This window comes from uncultured Microbacterium sp. (genome assembly GCF_947488465.1).
In the GTDB taxonomy this organism is placed as follows: Bacteria; Actinomycetota; Actinomycetes; order Actinomycetales; family Microbacteriaceae; genus Microbacterium.
The window spans coordinates 847,959-860,765 of sequence record NZ_CANKZA010000001.1; the positions used below are offsets into that span (position 1 = coordinate 847,959).

Annotated in this window: 12 protein-coding genes; 7 read left to right on the top strand and 5 right to left on the bottom strand. The window is 67.6% G+C overall.

Features of this window, described 5'->3' with window-relative positions:
* Window positions 1-64 precede the first annotated feature (64 nt).
* Window positions 65-454, top strand: coding sequence for a dinucleotide-utilizing enzyme (locus tag Q0653_RS04105; RefSeq protein WP_298742564.1), 390 nt, complete (start codon window positions 65-67; stop codon window positions 452-454).
* Between the two features lie 235 nt (window positions 455-689).
* Here Q0653_RS04105 and Q0653_RS04110 read toward each other — a convergent pair whose 3' ends face one another.
* Complete coding sequence (locus Q0653_RS04110; protein WP_298742563.1) at window positions 690-1,616, bottom strand: heme o synthase; 927 nt, start codon at window positions 1,614-1,616, stop codon at window positions 690-692.
* Between the two features lie 306 nt (window positions 1,617-1,922).
* Here Q0653_RS04110 and tkt point away from each other — a divergent pair, with 306 nt between their 5' ends.
* The 6 genes from tkt to pgl are packed head-to-tail and all read left to right on the top strand — an operon-like array spanning window position 1,923 to window position 10,046.
* Complete coding sequence (tkt, locus tag Q0653_RS04115) at window positions 1,923-3,998, top strand: transketolase (RefSeq protein WP_298942778.1); 2,076 nt, start codon at window positions 1,923-1,925, stop codon at window positions 3,996-3,998.
* Complete coding sequence (tal, locus tag Q0653_RS04120) at window positions 3,995-5,113, top strand: transaldolase (RefSeq protein WP_298942780.1); 1,119 nt, start codon at window positions 3,995-3,997, stop codon at window positions 5,111-5,113. The genes tkt and tal overlap by 4 nt, the downstream gene beginning before the upstream one ends.
* Window positions 5,110-6,729, top strand: a complete 1,620-nt coding sequence (locus Q0653_RS04125; protein ID WP_298942782.1) for a glucose-6-phosphate isomerase — start codon at window positions 5,110-5,112, stop codon at window positions 6,727-6,729. The genes tal and Q0653_RS04125 overlap by 4 nt, the downstream gene beginning before the upstream one ends.
* Before the next feature lie 15 nt (window positions 6,730-6,744).
* Window positions 6,745-8,328, top strand: a complete 1,584-nt coding sequence (zwf, locus tag Q0653_RS04130; protein ID WP_298742559.1) for a glucose-6-phosphate dehydrogenase — start codon at window positions 6,745-6,747, stop codon at window positions 8,326-8,328.
* Window positions 8,325-9,257 (top strand): glucose-6-phosphate dehydrogenase assembly protein OpcA, encoded by a 933-nt coding sequence (locus tag Q0653_RS04135; protein ID WP_298942785.1) that lies wholly within the window; start codon window positions 8,325-8,327, stop codon window positions 9,255-9,257. Before zwf ends, Q0653_RS04135 begins: the two co-directional genes overlap by 4 nt.
* A 9-nt stretch (window positions 9,258-9,266) precedes the next feature.
* Complete coding sequence (pgl, locus tag Q0653_RS04140) at window positions 9,267-10,046, top strand: 6-phosphogluconolactonase (RefSeq protein WP_298942787.1); 780 nt, start codon at window positions 9,267-9,269, stop codon at window positions 10,044-10,046.
* A 52-nt stretch (window positions 10,047-10,098) separates the two neighbouring features.
* On the opposite strand, the gene Q0653_RS04145 is transcribed toward pgl, so the two are convergent.
* The 4 genes from Q0653_RS04145 to Q0653_RS04160 all read right to left on the bottom strand — a co-directional run bounded on the left by Q0653_RS04145 (window position 10,099) and on the right by Q0653_RS04160 (window position 12,801).
* On the bottom strand, window positions 10,099-10,455 hold the full coding sequence (locus tag Q0653_RS04145) for an RNA polymerase-binding protein RbpA (RefSeq protein ID WP_298742556.1): 357 nt from the start codon (window positions 10,453-10,455) through the stop codon (window positions 10,099-10,101).
* Window positions 10,455-10,703 (bottom strand): preprotein translocase subunit SecG, encoded by a 249-nt coding sequence (gene secG / locus Q0653_RS04150; protein WP_215486355.1) that lies wholly within the window; start codon window positions 10,701-10,703, stop codon window positions 10,455-10,457. Before secG ends, Q0653_RS04145 begins: the two co-directional genes overlap by 1 nt.
* A 107-nt stretch (window positions 10,704-10,810) precedes the next feature.
* Window positions 10,811-11,596, bottom strand: a complete 786-nt coding sequence (gene tpiA, locus Q0653_RS04155; RefSeq protein ID WP_298942790.1) for a triose-phosphate isomerase — start codon at window positions 11,594-11,596, stop codon at window positions 10,811-10,813.
* On the bottom strand, window positions 11,587-12,801 hold the full coding sequence (locus tag Q0653_RS04160; RefSeq protein WP_298942793.1) for a phosphoglycerate kinase: 1,215 nt from the start codon (window positions 12,799-12,801) through the stop codon (window positions 11,587-11,589). Before Q0653_RS04160 ends, tpiA begins: the two co-directional genes overlap by 10 nt.
* Between the last annotated feature and the right edge of the window lie 6 nt (window positions 12,802-12,807).

Sequence of the window (12,807 nt, forward strand, 5' to 3'; positions counted from 1 at the left end):
GAACGGTCGACCAGGGTGGAGAAGTCGTGCGCTCGCACGGCGTGAATCCCGAGGAGTCTCCCCTATGACCATCACCCGCCCCCGCCTGACGCGCAGCGTCCCGTTCTGGATACTTCTGGGCGGTTCCGTCGTGTCGATCGGTGCCGGCGCCTTCGTGCTCGTCGAGAAGCTGGGAACCATGGCGGCCACCCTCGCCGACGGCACCGCGACGGGCGTCGAGGTCTACGCCGGACAGATCTGGGCCGTGCTCGGCGCGATCCTGGTCGGCGCGGGCCTCATCGGCCTGGCTCTTGCCGCCACGCTCGCGACGCTCCGCTCCTTCGCTGCAGTCGCACCGGTCGAGGTCGTCGACGCTCCGGCGTGGGCCGAGACCCACGAGCCGACCGTCCCCACGGACGAGCCCGCCACCGCGGAGCCCGTCACCGACGAGGCTGACGCCCCGATCACCCGCTGATCTCCGCCGTCACGAAGACCTGCACCCCGGCCCCGCGCCGGGTGCAGGTCTTCCGCATTCCCGGCCCCGGCATCCGCCTCACCACCGGGGACCACGGCACCCGCACCCGCATCCGCACCCGCTCCGCTCCGCACCAGAATCGGATGGACGCCGCAGAATCGGGCGAGGACAGCCGAATACATCCGAATCCGGTGACATCATCCGAATCCGATGAAGGCCGGCGAGCGGCGCAGGGTCAGAACGGCAGCAGTGGATCGACGGCGATCGCCACGAACAACAGCGTGAGGTACGTGATGGATGCGTGGAACACGCGCATCGGCTTGATCTGCTCGCCGCGCACGGCGCGGTTGTAGAGCAGGTGCGATTCGTACAGGAACCAGCCGCCGAAGACGAGCGCTGACACCGTGTAGACCACGCCCATCCCGGCCACGGGCACGAGAAGCAGCGAGCACGCGATCGTCGCCCAGGCGTAGAGGATGACCTGCAGACCGACCTGGATGCCGTCGCGCGTCGCGCCGAGCATCGGCACGTCGGCGTCGGCGTAGTCGCCCTTGTACTTCATCGACAGCGGCCAATAGTGCGGCGGGGTCCAGAGGAACACCAGCACGAACAGGATGAACGGCGTCCAGGTGAGCGATCCCGTGACCGCCGACCACCCGATGAGAACGGGGAAGCAGCCGGCGATGCCGCCCCACACGATGTTCTGCTCGGTGCGGCGCTTGAGGATGATCGTGTAGATGACGACATAGAAGAAGATCGCCACGACGCTAAGGCTCGCCGCCATCCAGTTGGTGGTCAGCCACAGCCACACGGTGGATGCGACCGCGAGCGTCCACGCGAACACGAGAGCGCCACGGGGCGAGACCTCGCCGGTGACGAGCGGCCGGTTCACGGTACGTCGCATCTGCGCGTCGATGTCGCGATCGATGTACATGTTGAATGTCGCTGCCGACCCGGCGCTCATCGCGCCGCCAATGACGGTGGCCAGCACCAGCCAGAGGTTGGGCATCCCACTCTGCGCGAGGATCATGACCGGAACGGTCGTGACGAGCAGAAGTTCGAGGACCCGAGGCTTCGTGAGCGTCACATACGCGCGGATCGTGCGTCCCACTGTGCGGGGAGAAGAAGCCTGAGAGACCTCGCGCGTCGTCGTCACGTTCATCGCCTCCGCCGCAGTCCAGTGATCCTCCTCAGTCTAGGACATCCACCCGATGGGACAGGCGCTCACAATCACTCCTGCACGCCCGTGAGGGAGTGGACCCCGGCGCGTCACAGTCCCGACACACCCGCCAGAGGCACGTGCGCAAGACTTCGTCACATCGAAGCGCGCATGGCCTGTGACGCATACCGCTTCGCTAAGCTGAAACCACAGGCGTCCCCGAGCGCCCGGATGAGCGCACTCCTCGCGGACGCCGCCGTCCGGTTGCTCTGTGTCGGATGCACTCCCCCTCTTGTGAAAGGGCACCACGTGTCGGAACTGCGCTGGGATGAAATCGATCGACGTGCGGTGGACACCGCCCGAGTACTCGCGGCGGATGCGGTGGAGAAGGTCGGCAACGGCCACCCCGGCACGGCGATGAGTCTGGCCCCGGCCGCCCACCTGCTGTACCAGCGGGTGCTGCGCCATGACCCGACCGACACCGACTGGCTCGGCCGCGACCGCTTCATCCTGTCGGTCGGTCACTCCTCGCTCACGCAGTACGTGCAGCTGTACCTCGGCGGGTTCGGGCTCGAACTCGAGGATCTCAAGGCGCTGCGCACCTGGGGCTCGCTGACCCCGGGTCATCCGGAGTACGGCCACACGAAGGGCGTCGAGATCACGACCGGTCCCTTGGGCCAGGGGCTCGCGTCGGCCGTCGGCTTCGCCTACGCGGCGCGTTACGAGCGCGGCCTGTTCGATCCGGAGGCCGCCCCCGGCACGAGTCCGTTCGACCACTTCGTCTACACGATCGCGGGAGACGGCGACCTGCAGGAGGGCGTGACGAGCGAAGCGTCGAGCCTGGCCGGACACCAGGAGCTCGGCAACCTCATCGCGATCTACGACTCCAACCAGATCTCGATCGAGGACGACACGAACGTCGCCTTCACTGAGAACGTCGCGCAGCGCTACGAGGCGTACGGCTGGCACGTCCAGACGGTCGACTGGAAGAAGACCGGTGAGTACGTCGAGGATGCCGCCGCTCTCTTTGCGGCGATCGAGGCGGCGAAGGGCGAGACGTCGAAGCCGTCGCTCATCATCCTGAAGACGATCATCGGCTGGCCGTCGCCCGGCAAGCAGAACACCGGCAAGATCCACGGCTCCGCCCTCGGTTCCGACGAATTGGCCGCGACCAAGAAGGTGCTCGGATTCGATCCGAAGCAGTCTTTCGTCGTCGCCGACGACGTCATCGCGCACACGCGCGGCCTCGCCGAGCGCGCCGCCGAGACGCGTGCGGCGTGGCAGGCGGACTTCGACGCCTGGGCCGCCGCGAACCCCGAGCGCAAGGCACTTCTTGATCGTCTCGAGTCCGGAGCGCTCCCCGAGGATCTCTCCGCGCCGACGTTCGAAGCCGGCAAAGCCGTCTCGACCCGCGCCGCATCCGGAACCGTGATCAACGCCCTGGCAGACCAGCTTCCCGAGCTCTGGGGCGGTTCGGCCGACCTCGCCGAGTCGAACCTGACGACTATCAAGAGCGCGAAGAGCTTTATCCCGGCCGAGTGGTCTACGCACGAGTGGTCCGGCGATCCGTACGGGCGGGTGCTGCACTTCGGCATCCGCGAGCACGCGATGGGCGCGATCGTCAACGGGATCAAGCTCCACGGCCCCACCCGCCCGTTCGGTGGGACATTCCTGATCTTCTCCGACTACATGCGCCCTGCCGTGCGTCTGGCCGCGCTGATGGACATCCCCTCGGTGTTCGTCTGGACGCACGACTCCGTCGCGCTCGGTGAGGACGGGCCCACGCACCAGCCGATCGAGCAGCTCGCGACCCTCCGGTTGATCCCGAACTTCACGGTCGTCCGTCCCGCAGATGCGAACGAGACCAGCGCCGCCTGGGTCGAGATCCTGCGCCGCCAGGGCGGGCCCACCGGCATCGCGTTGACCCGCCAGAACATCCCGGTCTTCCCGCGCGGTGAGGGCGGCTTCGCCACCACCGACGGTGTCGCGCGCGGCGCGTACGTGTTGGTGGATGCCGAGACGTCCACACCGGATGTCATCCTCATCGCGACCGGCTCCGAGGTGCAGCTCGCCGTCGAGGCGCGGGAGACGCTCGCCGCCGAGGGCATCCACGCCCGCGTGGTGTCCGCACCGTCGCTGGAGTGGTTCGACGAGCAGGATGCGGAGTACCGCGAATCGGTGCTTCCCGCCGCGGTGAAGGCCCGTGTATCGGTCGAGGCCGGCTCGACGCCACTGTGGCGCACGATCGTCGGAGACACCGGCCGTTCGATCGGCATCGACCACTTCGGCGCCTCGGCCGACTACCAGACCCTGTTCGAGAAGTTCGGCGTCACCGCCGACGCGGTCGCCGAGGCGGCCCGCGCAACTGTCAAGGAGAACGCATGAGCACGCCCACTCAAGACCTGTCCGCCGCCGGTGTCAGCATCTGGCTCGACGATCTCTCGCGCCAGCGCATCACCACGGGTAACCTCCAGGAGCTCATCGACTCGCACAGCGTCGTCGGCGTGACCACCAACCCGTCGATCTTCCAGGCCGCGATCAGCGCCGGGATCGGATACGAAGAGGCGATCGCCGCGCAGGCGAGCGCCGGTGCATCGGCGGACGACACCATCTTCGCCCTGACGACGACGGATGTGCGCGACGCGTGCGATATCTTCCGTCCGATCTACGACGCGACCGCCGGCGTCGACGGTCGCGTGTCGATCGAGGTCTCCCCCGATCTCGCGCACGACACCACCGCCACCGTCGCCGAAGCGAAGAAGCTCTTCGCGGCCGTCGACCGGGACAACGTCCTGATCAAGATCCCCGCGACCAAGGCCGGCCTCCCGGCCATCACCGAGGTCATCGCGGCCGGGATCTCGGTCAACGTGACGCTCATCTTCAGCCTGGAGCGCTATGCCGAGGTCATCGACGCGTACCTCGCCGGTCTCGAGCGCGCCCATGGCGGCGATGTCGATCTCTCGAGCATCCACTCGGTGGCGTCGTTCTTCGTCTCGCGCGTCGACACCGAGGTCGACAAGCGTCTGACCGCGATCGGTACCGATGAGGCCCTGGCGCTGAAGTCGAAGGCGGGTCTCGCGAACGCCCGACTGGCGTACGAGCTCTTCGAGCAGCGCTTCGGCGAGAAGCGCGCACAGGACCTCGTCGCCCTCGGCGCGAACGTCCAGCGTCCGCTGTGGGCGTCGACCGGTGTCAAGGACCCCGCACTGCCCGACACCCTGTACGTGACCGAACTCGTCGCTCCCGGCACCGTCAACACGATGCCCGAGAAGACGCTCGAGGCGACCTTCGACCACGGCGTCGTCACCGGCGACACGATCACCGGCAACTACGCTGACGCGCACGCCGTCTTCGACGCGCTCGGGGCGATCGGCGTCGACCTCGTCGACGTCACGCAGCTGCTCGAGGACGAAGGCGTCGAGAAGTTCATCGCCTCGTGGCACGACCTGCAGGGCACCGTGACGGCCGCCCTCGAGGGTGCGCCCGAGAGCCAGCGATGAGCTTTGAGATCCACGTCTCCGGCCATGTCAAGGACGTGGTCGCAGAGACTCTCCCCGGGCTCGTCGACGACCTCGTCGCGAGCGGGATCACCGCGGAAGACTCCGACCTCTGGGGTCCGGATGCGGCTGACGAAGCCTCCCGTCGGCTCGGCTGGGTGGGGGCCGTCACCGTCTCTCGTCCGCTCGTCGCCGAGATCGAGGCGCTCCGCGCCGACCTGGTGGCGCGCGGGATCACCCGCGTGGTCCTCGCCGGCATGGGCGGATCGTCCCTCGCACCCGAAGTCATCGCCGCCACGGCGGGCGTGCCGCTCGTCATCCTCGATTCGACCGCTCCGGGACAGGTGCTCGCCGCGCTCGACGGCGACGCCGAAACGGGCGACCTGACGAAGACCGTTCTCGTCGTGTCGTCGAAGTCGGGTTCGACCGTCGAGACCGACTCGGCGCGACGCGCCTTCGAAGCCGCGTGGACCGATCTCGGCATCGACCCCGCAGAGCGGATCGTCGTCGTCACCGACCCGGGCTCACCACTGGACGAATCCGCCCGCACCGCCGGCTATCGCGTCTTCCCGGCGGATCCGACGGTGGGTGGCAGGTACTCCGCGCTCACGGCGTTCGGACTGGTCCCCACGGGCCTCGCGGGTGTCGATATCTCCGAACTCCTCGACGAAGCCGAGGCGACGCTGCTGGAAGTCGCGATCGATGACCGACGCAATCCGGCACTCGTCCTCGCGGCCGCGATCGCCGGCGGCTCCCCCCGCCGTGACAAGCTCGGCCTCGTCAGCGACGGCACCCACATCGTGGGCCTGCCGGACTGGATCGAGCAGCTCGTGGCCGAATCGACGGGGAAGAACGGAACCGGCATCCTCCCGGTTGTTCTGCTGCCGGTCTCCCCGGAGGTCGACCAGACTCCCGCGGACCTGCAGATCGTGCGCCTCGTCGACGACGCAGTCCATTTCCAGATTCTCGAGCAGCACCCCGACGAGGTGCTCATCAGCGGATCGCTGGGCGCGCAGTTGGTCGTCTGGGAATACGCGACCGCGATCGCCGGCCGCATCCTGGGGATCAATCCGTTCGATCAACCCGATGTCGAATCGGCCAAGGATGCCACGCGAGGCCTCCTCGATGCCCGCCCCGGAGCCACGGCACCGGCCTTCTCGGCCCACGGGGTCGAGGTGCGGGTGTCCGACCCCGCGCTCGCGGCGTCGGGGACGTTGCCGGGCGTACTCGACGCACTCTGGGAGCGTGTCGGTCCGGACGGGTATGTCGCGATCCAGGCGTACGTCGATCGCCTGGCCCTGCCGCAGCTGGCGGGCTTGCGCGAACTCGCCGCGGCCGACAGCGGCCGCCCGACGACGTTCGGCTGGGGACCCCGGTTCCTGCACTCCACCGGTCAGTATCACAAGGGCGGACCCGCGAACGGGGTGTTCCTGCAGATCCTCGACGGCGGCGAGATCGACCTCGAGATCCCCGGCCGGCCGTTCACCTTCGGCCAGTTGATCGCCGCGCAGGCCGCGGGCGATGCCGCCGTGCTCACGGCACACGGTCGACCGGTCGTCACGCTCACCCTCACCGATCCTCAGGCCGAGGTCCTTTCGCTGTTCGAAGCAGCCCAGTAGGAGAATCACCCACCGATGTCCGTGGAATCCACGGGGCCCCGCCCCGACTCGCCCTTTCCGATCAGCCGTGGCAACAATCCGCTGCGCGACGATGATGATCGCCGTCTCAACCGCATCGCCGGCCCGAGTGCGCTCGTCATCTTCGGTGTGACAGGCGACCTGTCACGCAAGAAGCTCATGCCCGCCGTGTACGACCTCGCCAACCGAGGGCTCCTGCCCCCCGGATTCGCACTCGTCGGCTTCGCACGACGCGACTGGGAAGACCAGGACTTCGCGAACGTGGTTCACGACGCCGTCCGCCAGCACGCGCGCACGCCGTTCCGCGAAGAGACCTGGAAACAGTTGCTCCAGGGCATCCGCTTCGTGTCGGGCGAGTTCGGCGACGACGATGCGTTCCGCCGGCTGCGCGAGACCGTCGAGAACCTCGACGCCGACCGCGGCACAATGGGCAACCACGCGTTCTACCTGTCGATCCCCCCGCGTGACTTCCCCATCGTCGCAAAGCAGCTGAAGGATTCCGGCCTCGTCGACGACAAGTCCACGAACCCGGATGCGTGGCGACGTGTCGTGATCGAGAAGCCGTTCGGCAGCGACCTGGAAACGGCGCGCGAACTCAATGCCGCCCTCGAAGTGGCCTTCCCCGCTGACTCGATCTTCCGAATCGACCACTATCTCGGTAAAGAGACGGTGCAGAACATCCTCGCGCTCCGTTTCGCGAACGAACTGTTCGAACCGATCTGGAACGCGAACTACGTCGACCACGTGCAGATCACGATGGCCGAGGACATCGGTGTCGGTGGGCGTGCAGGATACTACGACGGCATCGGCGCGGCGCGCGACGTCATCCAGAACCACCTTCTCCAACTTCTGGCGCTGACGGCGATGGAAGAGCCCATCTCCATGGAGGCCGCCGATCTCCGGTCCGAAAAGGAGAAGGTCCTCGCGGCCGTTCGTCTGCCCGCCGATCTCGCGACGGCGACGGCGCGCGGACAGTATGCCGGCGGATGGCAGGGTGGCGAGGAGGTCACGGGATTCCTCGCCGAAGACGGGATGAAGCCGGATTCGACGACCGAGACCTACGCGGCCGTCAAGCTCGAGATAGCGACACGTCGCTGGGCGGGCGTGCCGTTCTACCTGCGCACCGGCAAGCGACTCGGACGCCGTGTGACCGAGATCGCCGTCGTGTTCAAGCGCGCACCCCAGCACCTGTTCCAGCGCAATCAGACGCTCGAGCTCGGACAGAATGCGCTCGTGATCCGCGTACAGCCCGACGAGGGTGTCACGATCCGCTTCGGATCGAAGGTCCCGGGTGCCGCGAACGAGGTCCGCGACGTGACGATGGACTTCGGCTACGGCCACGCCTTCACCGAATCGAGCCCCGAGGCCTATGAGCGGCTCATCTTGGACGTGCTCCTCGGCGACCCGCCGCTGTTCCCGCGCCACGAAGAGGTCGAACTGTCCTGGAAGATCCTCGACCCCGTCGAGGAATACTGGGCCGAGCAGACCGACCCGCTCGAGCAGTACTCCCCCGGTTCATGGGGCCCCCCGTCCGCCGATGAACTCCTGGCCCGTGATGGCCGCGTCTGGAGGCGCCCGTGATCGTCGACCTGCCGGACACCACGGTGTCCAAGATTGCCCGCTCGCTCGTGAACGTCCGCGAAGAGGGCGGCGCCGTCGCTCTCGGGCGCGTTCTCACACTCGTCATCGTGACGACCCATGGCCTGCAGGAGGAAGCCATCGAGGCCGCGAACGATGCGTCTCGCGAGCACCCGATGCGTGTGATCGTGTTGATCACCGACCCTGAGGGTCCCGCGAAGCTCGACGCCCAGATCCGGGTCGGCGGCGACGCCGGCGCGAGCGAGGTCATCGTCCTCCGCGCCACCGGCGACGCGGCGAGCAACCAAGAGGGCCTCGTCACGGGACTCCTCCTGCCGGATGCCCCCGTCGTGGCCTGGTGGCCGGACCACCCGCCGGCCAGGCCCGGCGAGTCCCCGATCGGACGCATGGCCCAGCGCCGGATCACGGATGCATCGACCAAGCCGTTCTCCAAGGACCGCTTGTCCTCGCTCGGCCCGTCATACGCGCCGGGTGACACCGACCTCGCCTGGACGAGACTCACGCACTGGCGGGAGCAATTGGCCGCGGTGCTCGACCAGCCGCCGTACGAGCCCGTGACAGCCATCGACGTCGTCGGTGCCGGCAACTCACCGTCGACGGGACTTCTGGCCGCATGGCTCCGCCTCAAGCTCGGTGTGCCGGTGACGTGGCGATACGCGCCGCCGGAGGAGTGGGCCCACGGCATCCAACGCGTGCGTCTCGTGCGCGCGGGCGGCGACATCGTGCTCGAACGCAGCAACGACATCGACGCCACCCTGACCCAGCCCGGGCAGCCGTCGCACGACATCGTCCTTCCCCGCCGCACTCTGCGCGAATGCCTCGCCGAGGAACTGCGCCGACTGGATCCCGACGTCTTGTATGGTCGAGTCATCACGGAGGGCTGGGAGTTGCTCGGGCCCGCGACGACGTAGGAGTCACACATGGCCGAGTTCTGGACGGACAAGCGTGTCGTGATCGACTCAGATCCCGCCACGGTTGCCTCCAACGTCGCCTGCCGCCTGATCCAACGCATCGCCAAGCAGACGTCTGCCGGGAAGACCGTGCACGTCGGCCTCACCGGGGGCATGATCGGCACGCAGGTGCTCGAAGCCGCCGGAGCCGATCCCGCCCGCACGGCGATCGATTGGTCGCGCGTGCACTTCTGGTGGGGCGATGAGCGATTCGTCGGTCGCGACGACGCCCTCCGCAACGAGCGCGGAGCGCGCGCGGCGTTCCTCGACCACATCAACGTGCCGGCGGAGAACATCCACGCGATGCTGAGCGCTGACGACGCGATGGATGCGGATGCGGCCGCCGAGGCTTATTCCGCCGAGCTCGCGCGGTTCGCCGGCGATGACCAGCCGTGGCCGTCGTTCGATGTCTGCTTCCTCGGTGTCGGTCCCGACGCGCACATCGCGTCGTTGTTCCCCGATCGTCCGGAAATCCAGATCAAGGACAAGGCCGTCGTACCGGTCTACGACTCCCCGACCCCGCCGTCGACGCGGATCACGCTCACTCGCCCCGTATTGAACTCGTCCAAGCGCGTCTGGATGGTGCTCGTCGGAACCGACAAAGCCGCCGCTCTGGGGCTCGCGCTCGCGGGCGCAAGCTACGAAACCGTGCCCGCGGCCGGGGCCAAGGGTCGCAAGCGCACCATCCTGTTCGTCGATGAAGCGGCCGCGACGAACGTCCCCGCGGAATTGATCGACGGCGAATACTGAGCCTCACGCCCGGTCGGAGAATCCCGGCGCGTGAGCGCGTAGCCGCGTGCGATCAGGCTTGGCCGCGCCGTTCGCGCAGCTGCTGCAGTGCGTCGTCGAGGAGAGTCTCTGCTTCATCCTCGGTGCGCCGTTCCTTCACGTACGCAAGGTGTGTCTTGTAGGGCTCAGCCTTGGCGAGCGCCGGCGGGTTCGCCTTGTCGCGTCCCGCGGGAAGACCGGAGTGGGGAGAGTCGATCGTCTCGGGGATCTCCTCCTCGGCGATCCCGGCAGCGAAGTGACGCACGGTCTCGTTGCCCAACGCATCCCAGTACGAGACCGAGATTCGGTCCGCGTGGTGTCCATGGTCCTGTTCGCCCATCGGGCCGGCACCGACTCGGGTGCCACGGATTGCGTTACCGCCGGATGCCATTAGATCCCCTGGAATTTCGTGATGAGGCCCAGGGCGACGATCGCCACGAACCAGACAAGAGCGAGGACGACCGTGAATCGGTTGAGGTTGCGCTCGGCAAGTCCCGAAGACCCCATCGCCGAGCTCATCCCGCCGCCGAACATGTCGGACAGACCGCCACCGCGACCCTTGTGCAGCAGGATCAGGAGGGTCAGCAAGAGGCTGGTGATACCCAGCAGCACCTGCAGTACGAACTCGAGGATGTCCACGATCGATGAAGCCTTTCGCTGCGCCCGCGACAGGGCGCACAATGTTCGAGTATACCGGCGACAGGCCCGAGGACTCTCACGGGTCCTCGGGCCTGTCGCGGTACGGGTCAGACGCCGACGTGCTTCTGGTAGCGGATGATGGCGGCGAATTCGTCGACCACCAGGCTTGCACCGCCGACCAGGGCTCCGTCGATGTCGGGCTCGCGCATGAAGCTCGCGACGTTGCCCGACTTCACCGAACCGCCGTACAGCACGCGCGTGCGCGCTGCTGCCTCGTCACCGAGAACGTCGGCGATCACTGTCCGCAGCTGAGCGCACACCTCCTGCGCCTGCTCGGGCGAGGCAACCTGGCCGGTGCCGATGGCCCACACCGGCTCGTACGCCACGACGATGTCGGCATCGGCGGGAACGCCCGCGAGGGCGGCCTGCAGCTGCGCGACCGAGACCGCGGTCGGTCCGGACTGCTCGCGCTGCTCCAGCGTCTCGCCGACGCAGATCACGGGGACGAGCCCGTGGCGAAGCGCGGCCTGCACCTTGGCTGCGACGACCTCATCCGTCTCGGCGTGGTAGTCACGACGTTCGGAGTGGCCGATGATCACGTAGCCGCAATCGAGCTTCTTCAGGAACGCGCCCGAGATCTCACCCGTGTACGCGCCGGAGTCCTTCGTCGAGAGGTCTTGACCTCCCAGCGAGAACGGGATCTTGTCGGCATCGATCAACGTCTGCACAGTGCGGATGTCGGTGAAGGGCGGGAAGACCGCGACCTCGACCGAACCGTTCTCGTGCCCGGCTTCCTTCAACGTCCAATGCAACTTCTGCACGAACGCGACCGCCTGCAGGTGATCGAGGTTCATCTTCCAGTTGCCCGCGATGAGCGGGGTTCTCACTGCCATCCGAGGATCTCCAAACCGGGCAGTTTCTTGCCCTCCAAGAACTCCAGGCTGGCGCCGCCACCCGTGGAGATGTGACCGAACTGGTCGTCGGCGAATCCGAGCTGGCGGACGGCGGCGGCCGAATCACCCCCACCGACGACAGACAGCCCGTCGACCTCGGTCAGAGCAGCTGCGACGGTCTGGGTGCCGGCGGCGAATGCCGGCATCTCGAAGACACCCATCGGACCATTCCAGAACACCGTCTTCGATCCGCGGATCGCCTCCGCGAACAGCTCGGCCGATGCCGGTCCGATGTCCAGGCCCATCCCGTCGGGGCCGAAGGGCGTGTCTTCGAGCGCATCCGCAGGAGCGACGACGTGATCGGCGTCGGCGGCGAAGCCGGCGGCCATGACGGCATCCACCGGAAGGATGAGCTCCACGCCGCGCTCCTGCGCGGTCGTGATGTACCCACGGACGGTGTCGATCAGATCGGTCTCGAGCAGGCTCTTGCCGACCGAGTGCCCCTGGGCCGCGAGGAAGGTGAACAGCATCCCGCCGCCGACGAGGATCTTGTCGGCGCGCGGCAGCAGGTGCTCGATGACCCCGAGCTTGTCGCTGACTTTGGATCCACCGAGGACGACCGCATAGGGACGCTCGGGGTTCTCGGTCAGGCGGTCGAGGACGTCGACCTCCTTCTCGATGAGGAACCCAGCCGCCGACGGAAGAAGCTCGGCGAGCTCGTAGACCGACGCCTGCTTCCGGTGGACGACTCCGAAGCCGTCGGACACGAACGCATCGCCGAGGGCCGCGAGCTGCTCCGCGAACGCACGACGCTCGCCGTCGTCCTTCGCGGTTTCGCCCGGGTTGAAGCGAAGGTTCTCGATGACGGCGATCTCACCGTCCGCGAGTGCGGCGGCGGCATCCTGCGCCGACTCTCCGACGGTGTCGCGTGCGAACGCGACGGGGGCGCCGAGGAGTTCGGACAGCCGCTGAGCGACCGGCTCGAGGCTGTACTTCGCGTCCGGAGCGCCGTCCGGGCGACCCAGGTGGGAGCACGCGATCACACGGGCCCCCTGGTTGAGGAGATGGTTGAGCGTGGGAAGTGCTGCCCGGATACGGCCATCGTCCGTGATGACGCCCTCTTTCAGAGGGACATTGAAGTCAACACGGACGATGACGCGCTTACCGGCCAGCGAACCCAGCGAGTCGAGGGTGCGCAGAGCCATGGCGGA